Genomic DNA, 22,102 nt, shown 5'->3' with positions numbered 1-22,102 from the left:
GTCGACGTTGACCTTACGATTTGGCCACAGCACAAGAACCGACATCCGGTTGCATACGTTGATGTGGATCAATCGCGGCGCCTTGAGGTGCTGATATTTTTAAAAGATCAACACCCGTCAATCAGTGCTGGAGACGCTGTATGTTCTGGTTTCGCCACCACCAACCAGCGTTCATACGCCTCGCCATCGTGCTGTGGGTGTTAGCGTTTGGTATGGCCGCGACACAGGGATGCCTGACACAGCCGAGCCACACTCCCGCGACAACCCATGCCTCGCTCAACACCGCGCAAGATGACGATAGCCACGACGCCCACACCCTTGGCTGTATCCAACACTGCGCCGATGCGGCGATTGCCGTGAGTCCCTCATCGCCTCTTCAACTGTCTGACCTGTCCATTTGGACGTTCCTGTTACTGATCCCTGCGTTGCTGATTTTTTACCCCGCCACCCCCTCTGCTTTTGCCTTTCTTGCATTGCGGCACCCTGCGCCCGCCAGACCGCCCGCTCGCCTGATTTTCGTCCGCTTCAACATTTAGACCGACCTTCTGCGCGCCGAATTCCGGCCGCACTTCTTGGCTGCGCCACTCTGGCGCGGCTTTATATTACCTGTGTTGCCCTCACCCTTTGGAGATTGCCATGCATATGTCATTGAAACTGATTCTCGCTGCCCTGCTCGTCAGTAGCCCGCTCATGGTCTCGGCCGCCGATGAACCACAGCCAGAGCCGTCGTCGACCACGTCAGCTCAAACAAGCGAAATGCCCATGCAGAACAAAGCCATGACCGAGCAAATGCAAAAAATGCAGGCGGCACACGACAAAGCGGCGGCCGCCAAAACCCCTGCCGAACGACAGGCCGCCATGCAGGAGAACATGAAAACGATGAAAGACAGCATGGGCATGATGCAGAAAAACTGTAATGGCAATGGCATGTCCGGCAACAAAGACGGCATGGGCATGATGAACATGATGATGAAAATGATGGATCAGCAGTCGAGCATGATGGCGATGCCCATGAACAAGTGATCCCGAGAATAGCGCTGTAAATGCAACGGCGGTTTCACCTTGGCCAACGTGGCAAGGATGAAACCGTCGTGCATCGAACCTGTAAGACAAGACGTCCCAAGGAATACCACTCCCTCAGGAGTTCAAGACCATGATGAGTTCACCGCACTCAGCTAATACTCCTCCAACATTTTGGAGGAGCAAAACCGGCGTAGCGTTGGGCATGCTGCTGGTGATCGCCCTGTTCTATCTGGCCAGAGAACACTACGGTCATATGTTGGGCCTGCTGCCTTACATGATTTTGCTGTTGTGCCCACTGATGCATGTGTTCGGGCACCACCACGGTGGTCACAGCCATCACGGAGAAACTGCAGACTCAACCAAGGACGCGAACAGGAATTAGCTCATGCGCAACCCCGAGCTTCGCCAAGGGAACACCCCACTACAGCAGCCAGAGCCTTCCCCCGCAGGCTCGCATGACCCGGTGTGTGGCATGGCCGTCAGTAACGACAGCCAGTTCAGCACGCAATATGAGGGGCAAACCTACCGGTTCTGCAGCCAGAAATGCCAAGCAACGTTCAAGGCCGAGCCCAGGCGCTATCAAGCATCTGCACCTAAAATCGAACAGGCGTCAACTGCACCGCTAGCAGCGACCACTGAATACACGTGCCCCATGCATCCGGAGATCCGCCAGATCGGCCCCGGCACCTGCCCCAAGTGCGGCATGACCCTGGAGCCGGTGATTCCCGAACTCGAAGAAGAAGAGAACCCCGAACTCAAAAACTTCACCCGACGCTTCTGGTGGACATTGCCACTGACAGTGATCGTCACCGTACTGGCCATGGGTGGCCATGCCTTGGTGCTGTTCCACAGTCCCACACAAAACTGGCTTGAGCTGGGACTGGCCACACCCGTCGTGCTGTGGGCTGGCTGGCCGTTTTATGTTCGCGGCGTGCGTTCGGTGATTCAGCGCAGTCCGAATATGTGGACACTGATCGGCCTTGGCACGGCAGCGGCCTTCCTTTACAGCCTCGTCGCCACCCTGGCCCCCGGCGCATTCCCCAGCACCTTCATGATGGACGGCCGCATCGGCGTGTACTTCGAGGCGGCGGCGGTGATCATCTCACTGACCCTGCTCGGCCAGATGCTCGAGCTCAAGGCTCGCTCGCAAACCTCGGCCGCCATCAAGTCGCTGCTTGGGCTGGCCCCCAAAACTGCTCGAAGGATCAATGCCGACGGCACGGAAGAAGACATCCCCCTGACACACGTACACAGCGGTGACACATTACGTGTGCGACCGGGCGAAAAAGTGCCTGTCGACGGCCAAGTGCTGCAAGGCGAAAGCGCTGTGGATGAGTCCATGCTCACCGGTGAGCCGATACCGATCATGAAAAGGTCTGGCGACGCGTTGATCGGCGCGACCCTCAACACCCACGGCAGCCTGGTGATGCTGGCACAAAAGATCGGGTCGGCCACCCTGCTCGCACAGATCGTGCAGATGGTTGTGCAGGCACAACGCTCAAAAGCACCGATGCAACGTCTGGCAGACGTGATTGCCGGCTACTTCGTGATCGTGGTGATTAGCATTGCCGCGCTGACTCTACTCGGCTGGGGGCTATGGGGGCCCGAGCCAAGCTGGGTGTTCGGCCTGATCAACGCTGTAGCGGTAATGATCATCGCCTGCCCCTGTGCCCTGGGCCTGGCGACGCCGATGTCGGTCATGGTTGCCACCGGCAAGGCCGCTGGCAGCGGCGTCTTGTTTCGCGATGCCGCCGCCATCGAGAACCTGCGCAAGATCGACACCTTGATTGTCGACAAGACGGGCACTCTCACTGAGGGGCGGCCAGCGTTCCATAGCGTCGAGGCTGTACCTGGATTTACTCAGAATGAAGTGCTGCGCCTGGCCGCGAGCCTCGATCAGGGCAGCGAGCATCCGTTGGCCCACGCTATCGTCGAACAGGCACGCGCTGCAGGCCTGACCCTGAGCCCGCCTGAAACCTTTGAGTCAGCCTCCGGCATTGGTGTCAGCGGTCAGGTCGAGGGTCGCCGCCTGACATTGGGCAATACCGCACTGATGCAGGAGGCCGGCGTCTCCACCGAGAGTTTGCAGGCACAGGCCGAGACGCTGCGCGGCGACGGCGCGAGCATCATTTACCTGGCAGTCAATGGCGCCCTGGCGGGTTTACTGGCCGTTGCCGACCCCATCAAACCCACCACGAAGCTGGCAGTCGAGCGTCTGCAGGCGGACGGCGTCAAGGTCATCATGGCCACTGGAGACGGCCTTACCACTGCGCGTTCGGTAGCTCGCCAGCTAGGTATCGAGGAGGTGCATGGAGAGGTCAAACCGCAAGACAAAGAACGACTGGTCGCGGCTCTGCAACACGCAGGACACCGCGTGGCGATGGCCGGCGACGGCATTAACGATGCCCCCGCACTGGCTCGCGCCGACGTCGGTATCGCGATGGGCACTGGCACTGACGTCGCGATGAACAGCGCGCAGGTCACCCTGGCCAAGGGTGATCTGCTCGGCATCCTGCGTGCTCGTAGCCTGTCAGTAGCAACGGTGAGAAACATGCACCAGAACCTGACCTTCGCCTTCCTTTACAACGCCATGGGCATCCCGCTGGCCGCCGGTTTGTTCTACCCGCTTACCGGTCACCTTCTGTCGCCACTGATAGCGGCACTGGCCATGAGCGTGAGCTCGGCGTCGGTGGTATTCAACGCTTTGCGCCTGCGCCAGGTGTCGATTGATTGAGTGACAAGGGCCGCTTGACCTTGCCATAGCAGTAAGGTTGAGGATAAGCCAAGGCCACAGAAAAGCCTCATGCATCAGTCTTTCCATAATCAATTCTGTTGTGAGGAGTCACCAATGAAAACCGTTGAACTGCAAGTCCAGGGCATGAGCTGTGGTTCATGCGTCAAACATGTCACCGAAGCGCTGCGCCCACTTGAAGGCGTCAGTGACGTGGCAGTGGATCTACAATCCGGACGGGTGAAGGTCAGCGGCGATTCGGACAGCCATGCGCTGCTCGCAGCCCTGCAGGACGCTGGCTATCCGGCACAACTGGCGACAGCCGAAAGCGTAGCCAGTAAAAAAACCTCAGGTTGTGGCGGGAACGGCGGTGGTTGCTGCTGCCGGTAATCGCTCTTTTTTGAACAGGAGAATGCCTATGAATACCAGACTGCGCATCGCTGCGCTCGCGACCCTACTCATGACCGGAGCAGCACAAGCTGCTGACGTCATCGACGTCTACCGCGACCCTAACTGTGGCTGCTGCGAGGAGTGGATCAAGTACCTTGAAGCCAATGGCTTTAGCGTGCACGACCATGTCGAACCCAACATGAGCGAAGTCAAACAGCGCCTCGGCGTGGCTCCGCGCCTGGCCTCGTGTCATACCGCGATGATTGGCGGAAAGTTCGTCGAAGGGCATGTGCCAGTGGCACAGATCCTCGATCTGAAGAATCAGCCCGACCTCGTTGGGGTCGCGGTGCCCGGTATGGTATCGGGTTCGCCCGGCATGGAGTATGACTCGACCAGACAGCCGTATCAGGTGATAGGTCTGACTGACAGCGGCACTGATCGGGTGATCGCGGATTACCCCGGCAATTGACGATACCCCTTGGGGCGGAACACATGGCGCCCGTCGGAGCTGCCAAATAACAAACGCTGTTCAATCGCCGCGCAAGCTAGGTTGCCTTTTTGCCAACCTGACGGAAATGTAATCACTCGCAACGCTGGCCTATGGCATCTTGCTCAGCAATTGGCGGTTGGCAACGTACTCTTGAGGCACGTCCAAGCCGCCCTATGGCAGCGCATTCACCTGCCCGGATTCTGACAGTTGGATACCTTCGATGCATTCCAGAACATCAAGACGCACGTTCGTGAAAGCCTTGGCGGCAGGTGGAATTCTCGCCGGCTTCGGGCTGTGGCGCAGCCCAGTGTGGGCGATTACGAGTCCCGGACAGCCCAATGTTCTTGCTGGCACCGATTTCGACCTATCCATCGGTGAGATGGGGGTGAACTTCACGGGGACGCCCAACACCGCCATGACCATTAACGGCAGCCTCCCCGGCCCGCTATTGCGCTGGCGCGAAGGTGATACGGTGACGTTGCGGGTCAGGAACCGGCTGAAAGAAAACACCTCGATCCATTGGCACGGCATCATTCTGCCGGTGAATATGGACGGTGTGCCGGGCCTGAGCTTTCACGGCATCGAACCCGGCGGCTTGTACGTTTACTCGTTCAAGGTCAAACAGAACGGCACGTACTGGTATCACAGTCACTCCGGTTTTCAGGAGCAGGTCGGTGTATACGGGCCGATTGTCATTGATGCCAAAGACCCCGCCCCCTTCAGCTACGACCGCGACTATGTGGTGATGCTGTCCGACTGGACTGATGAAGACCCCGAGCGGGTCATGAAAAAACTCAAGAAGCAATCCAGTTACTACAACCTGCACAAACGCACCGTCGGCGACTTCATTGATGATGTCAGTAAGAACGGTTGGTCTGCCACCGTCGCGGATCGGAAAATGTGGGCTGAAATGAAGATGAACCCCACGGATCTTGCCGACGTTAGCGGCGCCACCTACACCTACTTGCTCAACGGGCAGGCTCCCGACAGCAACTGGACGGGCATTTTCCGGCCTGGCGAACGGCTGCGCCTGAGGTTCATCAATGGCTCGGCGATGAGCTACTTTGACGTGCGCATTCCAGGCCTGAAGATGACTGTCGTCGCAGCAGACGGGCAGTACGTGAAACCGGTCAGCGTTGATGAGTTCCGCATCGCCGTGGCTGAAACCTTTGATGTGATCGTCGAACCTACCGAAAACGCGTACACCTTGTTCGCCCAGTCGATAGATCGCACAGGTTTCGCGAGAGGAACATTGGCCGTACATGAAGGGCTTTCAGCCCCTATACCGCCCCTAGATCCACGTCCGTTGATCACGATGAGCGACATGGGCATGGGTGATATGGCCGGCATGGATCACGGCGATATGAATGGCATGACCCAGAATTCGATGCAAGGCATGGAGGGCATGGATCACAGCCAGATATCAGATACCGCAGACATGTCTGGCCACTCGATGCAGGGCATGAGCGGCATGGGAGCCATGGAGCCTCACCCGACCTCCGAAACCAATAATCCACTGGTTGATATGCAAACGATGAGCCCCACGCCGAAACTTAACGATCCCGGCATGGGACTGAGAAACAATGGTCGAAGGGTACTGACCTACTCAGACCTGAAGAGCACCTTTCAGGATCCCGATGGCCGAGAACCGAGCCGCACCATCACCCTGCATCTGACCGGACACATGGAAAAGTTCTCGTGGTCTTTTGACGGCGTCAAGTTCGCGGATGCCGAGCCGCTTCGCCTCAAGTATGGAGAGCGTATTCGAGTGGTTCTAGTGAACGACACAATGATGATGCACCCCATTCACCTGCATGGCATGTGGAGTGATCTGGAGGACGAAAACGGTGATTTCATGGTGCGTAAACACACCATCGACATGCCGCCAGGAACCAAACGCAGTTACCGCGTGACCGCCGATGCCTTGGGGCGATGGGCGTACCACTGCCATTTGATGTACCACATGGAAATGGGCATGTTCCGCGAAGTCCGTGTGCAAGAGTAGGAGCCAGACATGAACTTCGAAAAATCCGCTAAACCGGTACTCGCGGGCTTGGCCATCCTAGGGATGGGTATCATGCCGCTTGCGCTTGCCTATGGGCAGACCGAGCCGATGCAAGGCATGGACGGCAGCCAGATGCAGGGTATGGATCATTCCCAGATGCAGGGCATGGATGACGGCGAAATGCAGGGCATGAAACCCACTGCGCCCCAGCAAAGCCGTACACCGATCCCAGTACTCACCGACGCGGATCGCGCAGCAGTGTTTGAAAGCCATGCTGGCCACCAGATGCGCGAGCGCTCGATCAACTCGTTCTTCCTGATCGATCAGCTCGAATGGCAAGACGCCGACAAGGGCAGCGCACTGCGTTGGGAAGCCAATGGCTGGATTGGCGGCGACACGGATCGTCTCTGGCTGCGCTCTGAGGGCGAGCGAACCAACGGCGTCACTGAGCGCGCTGAACTCCAGGCTCTTTGGGGACATGCGGTTAGCCCTTGGTGGGATGTTGTAAGCGGCGTGCGGCAAGATTTCAAACCCGGCGCCCCCCAGACTTGGGCGGCGCTGGGGCTGCAAGGCATGGCGCTTTACGACTTCGAAACGCAGGCCACCGCCTACCTGGGCGAGGCTGGCCAGACTGCGCTACGGCTCAAGGGCGACTACGATATTTTGCTGACCAACCGTTTGATATTGCAGCCCACCGCTGAAATGAACCTCTATGGCAAAAACGACCCTCAACGGGCCACCGGCTCCGGGCTGTCGGACACCGAGGTCGGTCTGAGATTGCGTTATGAAATACGCCGCGAGCTCGCACCTTATATCGGCGTGACCTGGAATCGCTCGTATGGCAAAACCGCAGATTACGTCCTTGAAGAAGGCGAAAACCGTAGTGATACCCGTTTTGTTGTCGGTTTGCGGATGTGGTTCTAAACCTGACCGATACGTACACCCCAAATCCATTCAAACAATAACCCCATCATCCACGGCTCAGGCCGTCAGGAGCCTTGCATGTCATCTCTTAAAACCCTCAGCGTTGTCGCAGCACTCAGCGCCGGTTTGTTGTTGAGCGCTGTTGTCCAGGCGCATCCAAAGCTGCTGTCCTCTACCCCAGCCGAGGGCGCCACAGTGGCGCCACCGGCAAAAATCGAACTGATTTTTTCGGAAAAGCTCACCACCCAGTTTTCTGGCGCGAAACTGATCATGACTGAGATGCCCGGCATGTCTGCCCACTCCCCTATGGGCGTCAAAACCAGCGTCGCGGGCAGCGCCGATCCGAAAATGATGGTCATCACCCCGGCTGTACCGCTCACACCAGGCACATACAAAGTTGAGTGGCGGGCTGTGTCTTCCGATACCCACCCGATCACAGGCGCCGTGACCTTTAAAGTCAAATGATCCATGGACGACTCAATCTACATTAGCCTTCGCTTCGCGCTCTATATCGACTTGATGCTGCTCTTCGGGCTGGCACTGTTCGGCCTGTACAGCCTCAAAGGAAAGGAGCGCACGGGCGGTACCGTATTGAACTTTGGGTCGTTGCTGGTGGGAACTGCCGTTATCGGCATACTGCTGTCGATGGCGGCCATGCTGCACATGGCCAAGACGATGAGTGGTATGTCCAGCGTCATGGAACTTCACCACCACATTCTGCAGATGATGCTGATGGACACTGACGTCGGGTTGACCTGGATGGTTCGAATAGCCTCGTTGACGGTGGCGGTCATTGCAGCGACCCTCAATCAACGGGCCCCGGCATTGAGCCTCCGGTTGGTCACAGTGTGTGGGGCCATCGCCCTGGCGACGCTGGCCTGGACAGGACATGGCGCTATGGATGAAGGCTCTCGTCGCTACCTGCATTTCACAAGCGATATTGTTCATCTTCTGGCTGCAGGCAGCTGGTTGGGTGCTCTCGCCGCGTTCGCGCTTTTATTGCGCTCAAACAACCTTACGGGAGATCTGCAGATCCGGTTGTTGGCTCGAATGCTGACTGGTTTCGAATCAGCGGGGGCGCTCATGGTCGCAACCCTGGCTATCACCGGAGTAGTCAACTATCTGCTGGTTGTTGGCCCGGTATTGGAGACGTTGACAACCAGCACTTACGGAGCACTGCTGTCTTTGAAGGTCTTCTTGTTTGCGGGGATGCTGGTATTTGCAGCGGTGAACCGTTTTCACCTGAGTCCACTGCTTGAGCGATCCATTCAGACAGGCACTCCTAACGTCGCCATTAATGCCTTACGACGTAGCATGATCCTAGAGTTGTCGGTCGCGGTGATCATTATGGGCCTGGTTGCCTGGCTAGGCACCCTCAGCCCAGAGATGGAGATGTCAGCTGAGTAGACTGTAAAGCGAATGCGGGCAGTGCTTTGCAAGTTTGTAAGTTGAGCCAGTGCGCCCCCGCTGAGTCGGCCGTAGAAATTACATCAGCTTGTATTGGGGCATCGGTTTTGGCCGCAAACTGCTGCAATACAAATCGTGGAACCTGCCAACATGAAACTCTTGGTAGCTGAAGATGAACCAAAGACCGGAATTTACCTGCAGAAAGGCCTCACTGAGGCCGGCTTCAGTGTTGACCGTGTCATAACCGGGATCGACGCTCTTCAACACGTTCTGGACAGATCCTACGATCTACTCATCCTGGATGTGATGATGCCTGGTCTCAACGGTTGGGACGTCCTGACAAAGATCCGGGCCGCAGGCGTAAGTATGCCAGTGTTGCTCCTCTCAGCTCGGGATGGTGTAGAAGACCGAGTTAAAGGGTTGGAGCTGGGTGCTGATGACTACATGGTCAAGCCTTTTGCGTTCTCCGAACTGCTTGCTAGAGTCCGAACCTTGCTGCGCAGAGCAACCCCTCCTTCCAGTCAGACCCATCTAAAAATCGGAGATCTTGAGCTTGACCTACTAAAGCATCAGGCGTTTCGAGGAGGGAAACGGATTGACCTAACGGCGAAAGAGTTTTCGTTATTGGAATTTATGCTACAGCACCGTGGTGAAGTTTTTCCGAAATCACTCATTGCATCACAGGTTTGGAATATCCACCTTGAGAGTGGCACCAATGTCATCGAAGTTGCCGTGCGTAGACTGCGAGCGAAAATTGATGACCGTTTTGAATCCAAATTGATTCACACCTCACGCGGCATGGGTTATGTCATCGACGTATCGTAGATCAAATGACTCATTTGTCGGTGAGGGCCTGTCAGAGGAGTGTGAGCCACCTCCGTTTTCTTCGACAGGTTTGAGCGGTAGCTTTTGACCGTTTCTGCCCGGCACGACTGCTGCTTCACGCCCTGACGATGTCAGTTAACCTTAATCAAGTTTTTAACCTCGCTGACCGCTGAATCATTTTACTGGCATTCATGTGCCTGCTGACAGTTTGTCTGCCCCCTCCTTCGGCAAAATGGGCTCCGCTAGTTTGCTGCCGAGACGGGTTCTGATACCTCGACAAGCACACCGTCCTTCAATTTGAAGTGAAAGTGGGCGTTTACCGGTTTCGACCACAGGTCTTTGTCCTTCATTTCACGAGCGAACGTTGGAACACCAACAGTGACCGTGGCGGCGTAAACACCATCACCAGCCAAGGGACTGTTTTCAGAGTAATGCAAACCACTGCCGCCCCACATTGGTGGTAGAACCGTTTCTACGCTCTTTCCATTGGCTTTGTTCGTCGCAGCGAAGGTAACCGTGGAGTACGGGAGTCGCGTCTTGGTTGCATTGTCCGTCACCTTGATCTCGATATGATACCGCTCGTTCTTTGCGGGAACATGCTCACTCCACTGAGCAGGTGTTCCCATCTGCATCCACATAGCTTCGGCGCCCTCAAGCTCCAACTGGATTGTCAGCCCGTCGTTGATGACTCTACCTATTAGAACTGCGCTTTCCGTTGGATCTTTCGGTGAGGTGAGCGTCTTGATCTGCGGCTCTGCCGCTTGTGCAAGGCATGTGGCAACTGGCAGTGCGATTGCGGATCCTAAAGCGAACAGCAACTTTTGGGTGTTTGTCATTTCAAGTGCTCCTGGCTGAGTGAAGCTATCGCGGATGCAATTTCCAACGCCAATTAGATCTCACTGTCGTTTCCACCAATCACGTTTGAAATAGCGTCAATGGCTAAGCGCATCTGTAAGCCCTTTGAATAGCTACGTTGGTTCTTCACTCTAGCCCATAGACTACCTACCGCCGGCTAGCTGTCAGAAATGTAATATTTCACACAGCAAATCAACTCTGCTCTCGCATAGGCTTTCGATTGCCGACTTCTGGCCCAGGCTGTGTGTGTGTAAAAGCGCGGGTACCTTCTTGAAGACGTCGTTGCTACGTAAAAGCTGTCAGCGCGTAGCTAGTCAGCAGACCAAAATTTTGCGCAGAAACGCGTTTTTTGTCCCGATCCTGGCCGCCAAACCTGCTCTAAAACGCTTTTTCACAGCCTCGGCCAATTTCCGTCGGCCACACAGGGCATGTTTCGACCCAACATGTTGAAAAAGGTCGTCAAGGGCCCATTGCTCAGGGCGCCTTGTTTTCGATCAGACAATTACCGCCATCCACCACCAGCACTTCACCGGTGATATAGCTGGCTTCTGGAGACGCCAGAAACGCCACTGCAGCTGCAACCTCTTCTGGACGACCGGCGCGGCCGATCGGAGTGTAGGTACCGGCACGGTATTCTTCCTCGGTCAATGCCCCCGTATCAATCCAGCCTGGTGCAACGCTGTTGACGGTGATGCCCCGTTTACCGACTTCCAGCGCCAAGCTCATATTCATCCCCAGCATCGCTGCTTTGGCCGCACTGTAAGCCGACTCACCTGGATTGCTGCCGCGTGTACCGGTCGTTGAACTGATGTGGACGATGCGTCCGTAACCGCGTGTCTTCATCCCAGGCAAAACCGCACGAGTCAGCAGAAAAGCGCTGGTCAGGTTGCGCGCCAGAGATAGATTCCAAGTCGCCAAATCCATGTCCGCCACTTCGACGAAGGGTTCCGGGCTGCCGACCATAGCCATACCGGCGTTATTGACCAAAATGTCGATATGGCCGAACTGCTCATGAGCCCAATCGGTCAGCTCCTTGACCTGCAATTCGTCAGTCAAGTCGGCTGTCATCGCCCGAGCGTCTATACCCTCAGCCTGCAACTCGGCGACACGTTGCTGGATCCGCGCACTGCTGGCAGTGATCAATACACGCGCGCCTTCGCGGCCCAAACGTCGGGCGATCGCCAGACCAATACCACTTTCACTGCCCGCACCGCTGACCAGAGCGACTTGACCTTGCCACATTGAAATCGCCATTTCATATCTCTTTGTGATCACAAATTTAATGCACGATAGCAAAAAAGCCGATGAATGCGGGTGATTCGGGAATTTGTGATCAGGCCGGGTAGCGAACTTCCTGATTGGCCAAATCCTAAGATTTACTGCTGCGTTGGCATGCTGCGGTCTGTGTCGTAGCGGCCATGATTCAGGTCGTAATTGGACGCACCCAAATCTTACCGGTCAGTATAGTCAACTCCGTCCCTTATGCCGGAGTGCCTTAAATTGGACAATACCCGTGAGCGCTTGATTGACTCAGCGCTGAAGCTGTTTCTGTCACAAGGTATATACATTACTGGTGTGATGGCCATCGCCGCGATGGCGGGTGTTACCAAGATGACGCTATACAGCCATTTCCCCTCCAAGGATGCGCTGATAGTCGCTTGCCTTGAGGAGCGTGACCGACGCTGGCGTGAAGAGGTAGCGCGCACCTTGGCAGGGCATCCTGACCCGGTCAGTGGCATGCTCGCGTTTTTCGATTTGTATCAACGCTTTCTTTTGCAAGATAGCGGGCGCGGGTGCCTGTTCGTCAACAGCGCGGCTGAATTTCCCCAGTTTAGCCACCCTGTGCATTTGGCAGTGAGCAGGCATAAGCAAGGGATACGCGAAAATCTTACTGCATTGGCCATGAGCGCCGGTATAAGCGACCCTGACGTAGTTGCTGAGGGGCTGTTTATCTTGCTGGAGGGCAGTTTTGTCAGCGGCGCCATGGGCCAGGACGTGCGGGTATTCGACACTGCCCGGCACGTAGCTCATTGCTGGATCCGGAAGCAGGGCCAGCAGGAGCAGAGCGTATGACCCTAGGCTTATTAGCGGCCATTGCCGCCACTTTTTCCTGGTCGCTGCTCTACATCTTTCCGGGGCTGGTCGGCGATTTCAGCCTTTTTGATCTGGCTGTGGTGAGCTATGCCTTTGCCGGTTTAGGTAGCCTGCTAGTGCTGTTTGTTTACCGTAGCGAAGTGCGGCAATTGCGACTGAGTGACTGGGCCTGCGCCGCACTGCTGGGCTTCTTGGGATACATCGGTTACTTCTTTCTGATTACCACTGCGGTCTTGGCAGCTGGGCCGGTGATCCCTCCGGTGATGATGGGGTCAGTACCGATCGTGCTCGCGATTGCCGGCAACATGCGAAGCTCCAGCGTGCCCTGGCGCGCCATTGCCGGGCCACTGTTGGTGGCGGCATTGGGCATAAGTTTGGTCAACCTGAGCGTGTTTGATTTTAGCAGCGCAACGGTGGTGCTCCCGACCGGTTCGATACTGCTTGGGCTGCTCGCATCGTTAATGGCAATTGGATTTTGGACTGGTTTTGGATTGTTAAATGAAAGTGCTTTGGCTCAACGCCCAAGCATATCTCCCATGTTGTGGTCAGCCATGCTGATCTTCATGTGCAGCGTCGAAATGCTGGCCTTCATCCCAGTTGGGCTGTACTTGAAACTGTCCCACTTCGCTAGCCATCCGAGCGGGTTAGCAGGTACTCAGGCGCTAATAGTCTGTGGGTTAATTCAGGGGTTAGGGGCCACCCTTGCAGGTGCCTGGGCATGGTCAATCGCAACTCGGCGTCTACCTCTGGCTCTAAGCGGGCAATTGATCGCCAGCGAAACCATTTATGCAACTACGATGGGCCTGCTCATCAACCAACGCGGGCCCTCTCCTATGGAAGCGCTTGGGACAGGGTTGCTATTCGTAGGGGTGGTGTGGGCAATTCACGCCTTTTATCGCAGGCAAACACGCTTAGAGACGCATGGTGGGATAACTGACCTTAGCCAAAACTAATGCGACTTTGCAGGTATGGGCATTTCAGGTGTCCGCTTTGGATTGATTTGGCATCATTGCCCTAAGTGTTGAGGCCGGGAAGGTGTGTTGGGCGGACGGTCACGCAGGAAAAGGCCATTTATGCGATAAGGGCGCCGTATCCCCCTATTTCAGAATGCGCAAACTGCCTAACAGCCTCTCGGCAAAATCAACCAAATGCCTTTGCCGGGTATTTACTCGATAGCACCAATGGAGACCAACTCGAAAAATCTATACTTCTCTTTGGTCGCTGCTTTTCGGGCTAGCTGCTCGGCGTCGAAACGACTCAATGTATTTGCATCGTGAACGAAGAGACTCTCTTCGCCTTCAAACTCACGTGTCACCCGAAGAGTAACGCGAAGCCCAGTGGAAGCTCGTTTTTTAGGCCTCTGTGGTGCCACAGCCGTCGAGACCGGCGTTTGCTCTGGCTCCTCTGGCGCAGCCTCTACCTTGATCTCAAGCCCCAAAGCGTTTCGCATTTCTTGCTCAGTCAGTCCTGTACTCATTACGATGCCTTTTTTGAGGGGAGTTAGGTGCAGCTTTATAGACACGAGCGGAGATTGACGCAATGCCCCTGAGGGCAATCGTTGCGATCCGTCTGGAGCCGTGACACGCTTCGAGGCCCCGCCTGCTTGTAGTGTTCGTAGAAAACCAGCGAGGCGGCACTGAGTGTTGACGCCGTTGCGTAGAGACCTTGTGAGCACTAGCTCGCGTCCAGGGATGGCAATCAGCTCCACAACAATGAGATGACATATGTTTTCTTACACGTGGTCTAAAACAGCGTTTGTTGCGGGTGATCGTCTTCTCGATTTTCTCAATACCGTGGATTTTTGCGGGAGAACGGGGAATCACAATCGCCTGACAAGCTACGCCTCAGTAGTGGAGTGGAGTCTAGCAGCAGCGATAATTGACTCGGCCGAGGCTCAAGCGATCTCTTTAATTGCCGCGAACGCACCGTTCCAAGCGAAGCAAGCCTTGATCGATCTAGTGCAATGGCGGGAGACCGTTTACCAAGTTTTTTCAGCAGTCTCTCAAAAACATGAACCATCGCCCGAAGACTGGAGAATTATTGAGGTATCGATTCAATATGCCATCTCCAGCGCCTCGCTAAAACGCAACGACATCGGCATTGCCCATTGGGTAGCCGTTTCAAACGGATTAACGACCATCCCACAGAGACTCGCCCTGGGGCTGCATGAGCTGCTTGCCAGCGATTTGGTTGCAAAAATCAAGCAGTGTGAGGGGTGTACTTGGCTGTTTATCGATACGTCCAAGAATCATCGGAGACGATGGTGCTCCATGGCTACGTGCGGGAACAGAGCAAAAGCGCAGCGGCATTACCAGGTGAAAGCGACAGCCGAGTGATCTACGAATGCACAACGATCAAACGCGCCTGATGCGAATACGTAAATGCCCCCCGCTCCACTTTCTCAAAGCCCTAAGTCCCGCGCCATCCGATCCTCCAGCACCGCGTCGCAAGAGTATCCAGACTCGATCAGTCTTCGCTGTAACTGCTCGTAAAGATGTTGGCGTAAGGGAGCTCTCACAAGCACAACGCTCGACGCGGCGAAACCGTATACTTGCTCCACGGGCTGCTCAAGGGCGGTGCGTAGCGCTAAGACGCCTTGAGCCCCGATAGTCGATGCATATATTCGCTCCACGTCAAAATACCCAGGTCGCCGCTTGTATATCTTGGCCACGTCGATGATCAGTTCAGCAAAATCCTCATCTGAATAGACCGCCTGCGCCAACGACCAAATTTTTGCTTCAAGTGAATAATCCACGCTGCCACCTCAAATTTCAGACGTACCAATCCCAATGATTGGCGCTGTGCTAGGCGACAGATTTTTTAAACTTTAAGAGCTCGCTTTTTGAAGCCAAAGTGAGAAGCAGCGGTCTGGCGACAGAATGCGCGACTTCCCTGTGTCCTACGGGTGTTTCCAACACCGTATCCGCGCTGAAAATCGTCAGAGGCGAAGCAGAATCAAAGACAAAAAGCGAAGACAGAATCGGTGGTATCGCTCAAGAAAACGGAGCGACTGCTTACCTCGCTTTTTCTTTGGTCTCAAATATAAGAACTCCGTCTCAAAAGTTTTTTATTAAGGGGGGCGAGCTCATATTGTCGTATATGGCATGCATATTGTCGCATTTGACATCTAAATAGCCATCTAATCTGATGCCTTGGATGCGATTACAGTAACCGTCCGGGCAACACCCCTTCCTGACCCCAACGCTTAAGCCCCCGAATAAATCAAGGCCACATTTGCTGCCTTGCTCGTCTCTAGGTCGTAACCTGTATGCTCAGCTTACTCCTGCTAATTTAAGGTGGTTTCTATGAGTACATTGGAAAACAAGATTCCTCCGCCCATTGTTGCAGTCCTATTTGGGGTGCTGATGTGGTGTGGTTCAGCCTATCTTCCAAGCATCGACGTGGCACATTCGATGCGAGTGATGTTGGCCTTGCTCGTGTTCTGTACGGGAGGCTTCTTTGATCTTTCAGGAGCGGTGTCTTTTCGGCGAGCGAAGACAACTGTCAATCCGTTGAAGCCTGAAACAGCATCAGCGCTCGTAAGCACAGGGATCTATCGATATTCACGCAACCCGATGTACGTCGGCTTTGCTATGTTTCTCACTGCCTGGGCCTTTTATCTTGCATCGCCGCTTTTGTTGCTCGGGGTACTGGGATTTATCTTGTACATGAACCGGTTCCAGATCACCCCCGAGGAGCGTGCGTTGACCGCCTTGTTTGGAGCTGACTTTTTGGCCTATCAAGCGAAGGTTCGCCGCTGGCTATGAGACCATCTTCCTCATCATAAAACGATCATCCAAACCGCATGGTCATCAGGCTAGCTTGCGGTAAAAACAGTAAACGAACTTCTGTGCCACCAGGCGTATGGTGCGACTCCTTTTCATGTCCAAGCAGTACAACCGGCTCACCAAACTCCGCGTGAAGCTCCTTTGCGTCGTAACGCATAACCGGTAACCCGCTGCATTTGCTGTGCCCGTCCTCCGCGAAAGTTGCCACTATAACCAGACCGCCTGGCTTGACCGCCTGAAGTACCGCCCGGACGTAAGCTCGGCGCTCTTGTGCGCTGGTTAGAAAATGGAATACCGCCCTGTCGTACCACAAGTCTTAGGTGTTAAAACCTAACTCGGCGTCGAGGATATTAGTGCCTAGTCGCTCTGATGTTTTGGAAGCAACCGCCATGGTTGGTCGTGGTCGGTGGTGTAGCCGGATGGCTGCTGAGTGTCGTGCTTTGACGGTCTTTTAAATTCCGTAGGGCTTTCTCGTCTACTTGGAATGTCCTTCCATAGCATCCTTACCATGGTCGGAGAGTTGGGCGTCAAACCACTTGTGCAATGCCGTCACCAAGCTGGCATCCGACGTTTTGTAGATCAGCTCTGCACCGCCTTCAACATCCTGGTAAACGATGGAGATTTGTCCTGGTTTGGCGTTTTTTAGATCGGCGAGGCCTGGCATGTCGTCACCATGGACTCGGGAAGGGCCTGAGAAGTCGCCATCCAGAAACTGCTTGCGGATCTCTTGCAGGTGCTGGCGAATTAACTTCACTTGGTCGGCGTCAGTGGATTTCTTGGCCACAACTTGCTGCATCCCGCCTTCGGCGTTTTTCGTAAAGATGTGGGTCGTTGCTGCTAGGCTAAATGGCATTACCTCTTCGCCGCGTTGGGATACTTCTGATTTCCGCTGCGCGTCGGCCATCGCCGTCATATGAGCGGTATGGTTCATTTTAGAGTGATCCATAGTTTGGGCATCAGCGCTTCCGGCGAAAGAAAAAATAACGCCCAAAGTAATAGCGATTATGCGCATGATTTTTCTCCGAAATTGACGTTACATCAATCTTATGATGTGACGACCTTCCATGGGTATGTAGTGGTCTAATGAAACCGGACACCCATTTAGGCGAGAATGCTCGCCAGATCGAGGTGTCAGATGACCAAACAACGCCGCTCCTTTACTGCTGAATTCAAACGCGAGGCTGCTGACCTCGTGCTCAAGCAAAACTACAGCTACATCGAAGCCAGCCGCTCACTCGGCATTGGTGAGTCAGCGCTGCGCCGCTGGGTTGACCAGGTTCAGAAAGAGCACCAAGGCGTCACTCCGCAGAGCAAGGCGCTGACCCCAGAGCAGCAGAAAATTCAGGAACTGGAAGCCCGGATCGCTCGGCTTGAGCGAGAAAAATCCATACTAAAAAAGGCTACCGCGCTCTTGATGTCGGAAGATCACGAGCGTTTGCGCTGATTGATCAGTTGAGTGCCCATGAGCCGGTTGATTGGCTGTGTAAGGTGTTTGAAGTCACCCGCTCGTGCTACTACGCCCAGCGCCTGCGGCGCCGCACTCCCGATGTTGAACGGCTTCGGTTGCGTAGCCGGGTCAGTGAGCTGTTCTCGCAAAGTCGCAGCGCTGCGGGCAGTCGCAGCATCCTGTCACTGATGCGTGAAGATGGTGAGCAACTCGGTCGATTCAAAGTGCGCAGTTTGATGCGCGAGCTTGATTTAGTCAGTAAACAACCCGGCTCACATGCCTATAAACGAGCGACAGTAGAAAGACTCGATATCCCGAATACCTTGAACCGTGAGTTTGATGTGCCAGCTCCTAATCAGGTCTGGTGCGGTGACATCACCTATATTTGGGCACAAGGAAAGTGGCACTACTTGGCTGTCGTTCTGGATCTCTGCACGCGCCGGATAGTGGGCTGGGCACTGTCGGAAAAGCCGGACGCCGAACTCGTGATCCGGGCCCTGGATATGGCCTACGAGCAGCGTGGCAGGCCTTCGGATCTGCTGTTCCACACCGACCAAGGGTCGCAATATGCAAGCCGCTTATTTCGCCAGCGGTTGTGGCGATACCGCATACGTCAGAGCATGAGTCGCCGGGGAAATTGCTGGGACAATGCGCCGATGGAGCGGGTGTTCCGGAGTTTGAAAACTGAATGGATACCGACCTTAGGCTATAGAACTGCGCAGGAAGCACAGCGCGATATCAGCCATTTTTTGATGTATCGGTACAACTGGATTCGGCCGCATCAGTTCAACGGTGGGCTGGCGCCAGCTCAGGCCGAGGAAAAACTTAACGTCGTGTCCGGGATTAGTTGACCACTACAGTATGATCCTAATCATATGAAGAATGTAAATGACGCATTGGACTGGCCGGCTTTGATCGCCGCCCAACCATCAGCGGCCCTCATCCCAGAGACACTGCGTGTGTCGGCCAGGCGGGTGGATACCGATACTCGCGAGACACTCTTTCTGATTGGAGATCCGATTCGTCATGTTTATCTTGTGATCTCGGGCGAAGCGCGCCTGGTTCGGCTAGGCCGCAATGGCCTCGAAGTGGTCTTGCAACACTCACGTGGAGGCTTCATTGCGGAAGCCAGTCTCGACAGCCGCGCCTACCACTGTGACGCTATAGCTACCGAATCCACCACCTTGCTGTTGTTTCCGGTCGTAGCGTTTCGCGAGGCCTTGGAGGATGTGCCTGCATTTCGCAAAGCCTGGCAATCAGAACTTTCCAAGGAAATCCAAAAGCTACGCGCTCAATGCGAAAGGCTATGCCTGCATAGCGCAACTGACCGTATCACCCATTACATTGAATCCGAAGGCAGCGATGGCGCCGTGACGCTCAGTCAGTCGCGCAAGTCTTGGGCAAAAGATCTGGGCTTGACTCACGAAGCTCTATACAGGGCTTTGAGGCGCATGCAGAACGATGGTTGTCTTAAAGTCGAAGGCAATCATTTGACTATCAAACCCTGACCTACGGAGACCAATTGAGGACACGGAAAACGAGGCAGTGCATGCTATGTCTACGCGACTGGCATTGATCGTGTGACCGCAGAAGCACTACCCGGCCCAAATCCAATTTTTCCGAACTATCAAAAAAAGAAAGTGACACCTGGCAGCTATGGCTCAATTCTGTTGAAAAAGTCCGAGCGGCTTGGCTCAACCTGCACTGAGCTTGAAAAACGTCTACTTTACGCGTTGCTACGTGAAATTTGAGCTGGCTTTCTTCTATACCAAGTTCAGATTTCATCTCGTGCGAGCTTTTTTTGTAGTCGAGACCATCGACAAGTTTTTCAACAAAATCAGCCAAAGGAGCCACTCGAAGCATTGAAACGGTGACAGTCAATTCCCTCTCAATATGCGCTAGATCAGTAAGAGTCAAAGCTGAGTCGATAAACTTACTAACGCCCAGCACCGATCTAAGGTTTCCCCCACATGACTCATTCACTGAGTGACCAGCTAGACGTAGTCATTATCGGCGGGGGGCAGTCAGCCTTGGCAGTAGCGTATTTCCTACGCCGAGCTCAACTTTCATTCGTCATCCTCGATGCGGAGGAAGAGCCCGGTGGTGCCTGGCGGCATGGCTGGAACTCGCTGCGTTTATTCTCCCCGTCCACTTGGAGTTCGATCCCCGGCTGGATGATGCCGCCCGCGCAAGAGGGTTACCCCACACGAAATCATGTGGTCGATTACCTCAACCAATATGAGCAGCGCTACCAATTTCCGGTTGAGCGCCCGGTTCGGGTCGTTTCTGTGGAACGTATAAAGTCTGGCTTACGAGTACGTTCTGACGACAGGTATTGGGATGCCAAGGTTGTAATTAGCGCTACCGGCACCTGGAGCAATCCCTACATCCCTCATTACCCGAATGCCGAGCAATTCGCCGGGCGGCAATTGCACTCCGCGAACTATGTCGAAGCACAAGCGTTTGCTGGCAAGAAGGTTTTGGTGGTGGGTGGTGGTAATTCAGGAGCGCAGATTTTGGCAGAAGTATCCAAGGTCGCCGAGACCACTTGGGTAACCCCTACTGAGCCGGTCTTTTTGCCTGACGAAGTGGATGGACGGGTACTATTTGAGCGCGCCACTCAGCGCTTGAAAGCTCAGCAGGAGGGGCGTGTCATTGACCAGCCCGTCGGCGGGTTGGGAGACATTGTCATGGTGCCGCCAGTTGTAGAAGCCCGTGAGCGTGAAGTTCTCAAGTCTGTACGCCCTTTTGAACATTTCACTCGCGATGGCGTGATTTGGGCCGATGGTTCCGAATCTGCAGTGGACGCGGTAATTTGGTGTACCGGATTCAGGCCAGCACTTCAGCATCTGGATACGCTGGGGGTGATCAACACCGAAGGCCGCGTTGAGGTCGAAGGCTCTCACTCGATCCAAGAGCCTAGACTATGGCTGGTCGGCTATGGCGAGTGGACAGGTTCGGCTTCTGCCACCTTGATCGGTGTAACACGCACAGCACGCAGCACAGTCAATGAGATCGCAGCCTTTCTCGCCGAGCAGTCCGTTGCCTAGTGCGTCTATACCTTAGGAGCAGTGGACATGAACGAAATGATCGTGCGCTGGCCTGAGCGGAATCCCCGCATGTTTTTAGCGGTAGCAGCGCTTGTCTGGTTCGGATTGTATGAAGCCCTGATTCCTGTTTCAGAGGCTTTGGTCGCAGCGCTTCCTGTTGATCGTAATAGCCACCTTGGAGGCGCCTTACAGTTTTTTTTCTACGACACGCCCAAAGTGCTGATGCTGTTGACCGGCATCGTGTTCTTGATGGGCATGCTCAACTCCCACTTCACACCTGAGCGCACCCGCGCAATGTTGGCAGGGCGAAGCGAAGGGATGGCCAATGTCATGGCGGCCTCTCTCGGTGTGTTTACCCCATTTTGCTCCTGCTCAGCCGTTCCTCTATTTATAGGTTTTGTTCAAGCCGGGGTGCCACTAGGGGTGACTTTCTCTTTTCTCATTTCTGCGCCCATGGTGAATGAGGTAGCGCTGACACTGCTGCTTGGCCTATTCGGCTGGAAAGTTGCGTTGCTGTACCTCAGTTTGGGTTTGTTTATTGCGATTGTTGCTGGTTGGGTCATTGGGCGCCTGAAAATGGAGGCCTATCTGGAAGACTGGGTTCGTAATATGCCCAAGATCCAGGCAACTGTTGGGGACACGAGTATGCCGCTGCATGAGCGAACAAATGCCGGGCTTAGTAGCGTGCGTGAAATCGTTGGGAAAGTATGGCCTTACATCCTTGCCGGTATCGCTATTGGCGCAGGCATTCACGGGTATGTGCCTGAGGATTTCATGGCCAGTTTTATGGGCAAAGAAGCCTGGTGGTCGGTTCCGCTCGCGGTTCTTATCGGCATCCCCATGTATACCAATGCGGCAGGCATCATTCCTATTGTGCAGGCACTGCTCGCAAAGGGGGCGGCGCTGGGCACCGTACTGGCCTTCATGATGAGTGTCATCGCTCTATCCCTTCCGGAGATGGTGATCTTGCGCAAGGTGCTGAAAGTTCGCCTGATAGCCACCTTCATTGGGGTCGTCGCCGTCGGCATTCTCATCGTTGGTTACGTCTTCAACTTCGCTTTGTAATCCACCTA

General features: G+C 54.9%; 24 protein-coding genes and 1 pseudogene. 19 read left to right on the top strand and 6 right to left on the bottom strand.

From position 1 onward, the window contains the following. Positions 1 to 140: 140 nt before the first annotated feature. From RGU44_RS06615 to RGU44_RS06565, 11 genes are all read left to right on the top strand, one after another. The gene (locus RGU44_RS06615; RefSeq protein WP_322216318.1) at positions 141 to 536 is read left to right on the top strand and encodes a hypothetical protein; all 396 of its coding nucleotides are present in this window, start codon (positions 141 to 143) and stop codon (positions 534 to 536) included. Between the two features lie 100 nt (positions 537 to 636). Beyond that, positions 637 to 1,023: a hypothetical protein gene (locus tag RGU44_RS06610; RefSeq protein ID WP_322216315.1), complete on the top strand. Its 387-nt coding sequence runs from the start codon at positions 637 to 639 to the stop codon at positions 1,021 to 1,023. A 130-nt stretch (positions 1,024 to 1,153) separates the two neighbouring features. Then, complete coding sequence (locus RGU44_RS06605) at positions 1,154 to 1,405, top strand: DUF2933 domain-containing protein (RefSeq protein WP_322216312.1); 252 nt, start codon at positions 1,154 to 1,156, stop codon at positions 1,403 to 1,405. A gap of 3 nt (positions 1,406 to 1,408) precedes the next feature. Then, a complete protein-coding gene (locus RGU44_RS06600; protein ID WP_322216309.1) occupies positions 1,409 to 3,757 on the top strand; it encodes a heavy metal translocating P-type ATPase in 2,349 nt (782 codons plus the stop codon). 114 nt (positions 3,758 to 3,871) lie between these two features. After that, the gene (locus RGU44_RS06595) at positions 3,872 to 4,144 is read left to right on the top strand and encodes a heavy-metal-associated domain-containing protein (protein ID WP_322216306.1); all 273 of its coding nucleotides are present in this window, start codon (positions 3,872 to 3,874) and stop codon (positions 4,142 to 4,144) included. A gap of 28 nt (positions 4,145 to 4,172) precedes the next feature. Next, positions 4,173 to 4,613, top strand: a complete 441-nt coding sequence (locus tag RGU44_RS06590) for a DUF411 domain-containing protein (RefSeq protein ID WP_322216304.1) — start codon at positions 4,173 to 4,175, stop codon at positions 4,611 to 4,613. A 241-nt stretch (positions 4,614 to 4,854) separates the two neighbouring features. Then, entirely contained in the window at positions 4,855 to 6,639 is a 1,785-nt protein-coding gene (locus RGU44_RS06585) for a copper resistance system multicopper oxidase (protein ID WP_322216301.1), read from the top strand. 63 nt (positions 6,640 to 6,702) lie between these two features. Further along, the gene (locus tag RGU44_RS06580) at positions 6,703 to 7,563 is read left to right on the top strand and encodes a copper resistance protein B (protein ID WP_322217779.1); all 861 of its coding nucleotides are present in this window, start codon (positions 6,703 to 6,705) and stop codon (positions 7,561 to 7,563) included. A gap of 78 nt (positions 7,564 to 7,641) precedes the next feature. Continuing rightward, the gene (gene copC / locus RGU44_RS06575) at positions 7,642 to 8,028 is read left to right on the top strand and encodes a copper homeostasis periplasmic binding protein CopC (protein WP_322216298.1); all 387 of its coding nucleotides are present in this window, start codon (positions 7,642 to 7,644) and stop codon (positions 8,026 to 8,028) included. A 3-nt stretch (positions 8,029 to 8,031) separates the two neighbouring features. Beyond that, positions 8,032 to 8,970 (top strand): copper homeostasis membrane protein CopD, encoded by a 939-nt coding sequence (gene copD, locus RGU44_RS06570; RefSeq protein WP_322216295.1) that lies wholly within the window; start codon positions 8,032 to 8,034, stop codon positions 8,968 to 8,970. 150 nt (positions 8,971 to 9,120) lie between these two features. Then, a complete protein-coding gene (locus RGU44_RS06565) occupies positions 9,121 to 9,795 on the top strand; it encodes a heavy metal response regulator transcription factor (protein WP_322216292.1) in 675 nt (224 codons plus the stop codon). Between the two features lie 242 nt (positions 9,796 to 10,037). Here the strand turns inward: RGU44_RS06565 and RGU44_RS06560 are convergent, their stop codons facing one another. After that, positions 10,038 to 10,631 carry an iron transporter gene (locus RGU44_RS06560; protein ID WP_322216289.1) on the bottom strand — a complete coding sequence of 198 codons (594 nt, stop codon included), beginning with the start codon at positions 10,629 to 10,631 and terminating at the stop codon, positions 10,038 to 10,040. A gap of 493 nt (positions 10,632 to 11,124) precedes the next feature. Continuing rightward, a complete protein-coding gene (locus RGU44_RS06555) occupies positions 11,125 to 11,904 on the bottom strand; it encodes an SDR family NAD(P)-dependent oxidoreductase (protein WP_322216287.1) in 780 nt (259 codons plus the stop codon). Between the two features lie 246 nt (positions 11,905 to 12,150). Between RGU44_RS06555 and RGU44_RS06550 the strand changes: the two genes are divergently transcribed. Together RGU44_RS06550 and RGU44_RS06545 are read left to right on the top strand one after the other, a co-directional pair. Continuing rightward, positions 12,151 to 12,723, top strand: a complete 573-nt coding sequence (locus tag RGU44_RS06550; protein ID WP_322178512.1) for a TetR/AcrR family transcriptional regulator — start codon at positions 12,151 to 12,153, stop codon at positions 12,721 to 12,723. Continuing rightward, complete coding sequence (locus tag RGU44_RS06545) at positions 12,720 to 13,697, top strand: DMT family transporter (protein WP_322216284.1); 978 nt, start codon at positions 12,720 to 12,722, stop codon at positions 13,695 to 13,697. The genes RGU44_RS06550 and RGU44_RS06545 overlap by 4 nt, the downstream gene beginning before the upstream one ends. A gap of 212 nt (positions 13,698 to 13,909) precedes the next feature. Here RGU44_RS06545 and RGU44_RS06540 read toward each other — a convergent pair whose 3' ends face one another. Further along, on the bottom strand, positions 13,910 to 14,221 hold the full coding sequence (locus tag RGU44_RS06540; RefSeq protein WP_322216281.1) for a hypothetical protein: 312 nt from the start codon (positions 14,219 to 14,221) through the stop codon (positions 13,910 to 13,912). A gap of 247 nt (positions 14,222 to 14,468) precedes the next feature. On the opposite strand from RGU44_RS06540, the gene RGU44_RS06535 reads away from it, so the two are divergent. Beyond that, entirely contained in the window at positions 14,469 to 15,080 is a 612-nt protein-coding gene (locus RGU44_RS06535; protein WP_322216278.1) for a CGNR zinc finger domain-containing protein, read from the top strand. 65 nt (positions 15,081 to 15,145) lie between these two features. On the opposite strand, the gene RGU44_RS06530 is transcribed toward RGU44_RS06535, so the two are convergent. Beyond that, on the bottom strand, positions 15,146 to 15,499 hold the full coding sequence (locus RGU44_RS06530; protein WP_322216276.1) for a hypothetical protein: 354 nt from the start codon (positions 15,497 to 15,499) through the stop codon (positions 15,146 to 15,148). 550 nt (positions 15,500 to 16,049) lie between these two features. Here RGU44_RS06530 and RGU44_RS06525 point away from each other — a divergent pair. Continuing rightward, positions 16,050 to 16,511, top strand: a complete 462-nt coding sequence (locus RGU44_RS06525; protein ID WP_322216274.1) for an isoprenylcysteine carboxylmethyltransferase family protein — start codon at positions 16,050 to 16,052, stop codon at positions 16,509 to 16,511. Positions 16,512 to 16,556: 45 nt separating this feature from the next. Here RGU44_RS06525 and RGU44_RS24955 read toward each other — a convergent pair. Together RGU44_RS24955 and RGU44_RS06520 are read right to left on the bottom strand one after the other, a co-directional pair. After that, a pseudogene (locus RGU44_RS24955) lies at positions 16,557 to 16,848 on the bottom strand (SAM-dependent methyltransferase); the annotation flags it as partial. A 159-nt stretch (positions 16,849 to 17,007) separates the two neighbouring features. After that, positions 17,008 to 17,544 carry an aspartate carbamoyltransferase gene (locus RGU44_RS06520; protein WP_322216272.1) on the bottom strand — a complete coding sequence of 179 codons (537 nt, stop codon included), beginning with the start codon at positions 17,542 to 17,544 and terminating at the stop codon, positions 17,008 to 17,010. A 123-nt stretch (positions 17,545 to 17,667) separates the two neighbouring features. Here RGU44_RS06520 and RGU44_RS06515 point away from each other — a divergent pair. The 4 genes from RGU44_RS06515 (at position 17,668) to RGU44_RS06500 (ending at position 22,094) form a co-directional block, all read left to right on the top strand. After that, positions 17,668 to 18,830, top strand: a protein-coding gene (locus tag RGU44_RS06515) for an IS3 family transposase (protein ID WP_322215723.1) whose coding sequence is annotated in 2 segments (ribosomal slippage) — positions 17,668 to 17,923 and positions 17,923 to 18,830 — 1,164 coding nt in all. Because the reading frame shifts where the segments join, the coding sequence is not laid out codon by codon here. Between the two features lie 24 nt (positions 18,831 to 18,854). Beyond that, positions 18,855 to 19,487: a Crp/Fnr family transcriptional regulator gene (locus RGU44_RS06510; protein WP_322216270.1), complete on the top strand. Its 633-nt coding sequence runs from the start codon at positions 18,855 to 18,857 to the stop codon at positions 19,485 to 19,487. Between the two features lie 462 nt (positions 19,488 to 19,949). Next, positions 19,950 to 21,029 (top strand): ArsO family NAD(P)H-dependent flavin-containing monooxygenase, encoded by a 1,080-nt coding sequence (locus RGU44_RS06505; protein ID WP_322216267.1) that lies wholly within the window; start codon positions 19,950 to 19,952, stop codon positions 21,027 to 21,029. Between the two features lie 27 nt (positions 21,030 to 21,056). Further along, on the top strand, positions 21,057 to 22,094 hold the full coding sequence (locus RGU44_RS06500) for a permease (RefSeq protein WP_322216265.1): 1,038 nt from the start codon (positions 21,057 to 21,059) through the stop codon (positions 22,092 to 22,094). Positions 22,095 to 22,102: the final 8 nt, after the last annotated feature.

The sequence above is a fragment of the Pseudomonas sp. 5C2 genome (assembly GCF_034314155.1).
Taxonomy (GTDB): Bacteria; Pseudomonadota; Gammaproteobacteria; order Pseudomonadales; family Pseudomonadaceae; genus Aquipseudomonas.
Note: the sequence above shows the minus strand (reverse complement) of the source record. Positions and strands in the feature narration are given on the sequence as shown.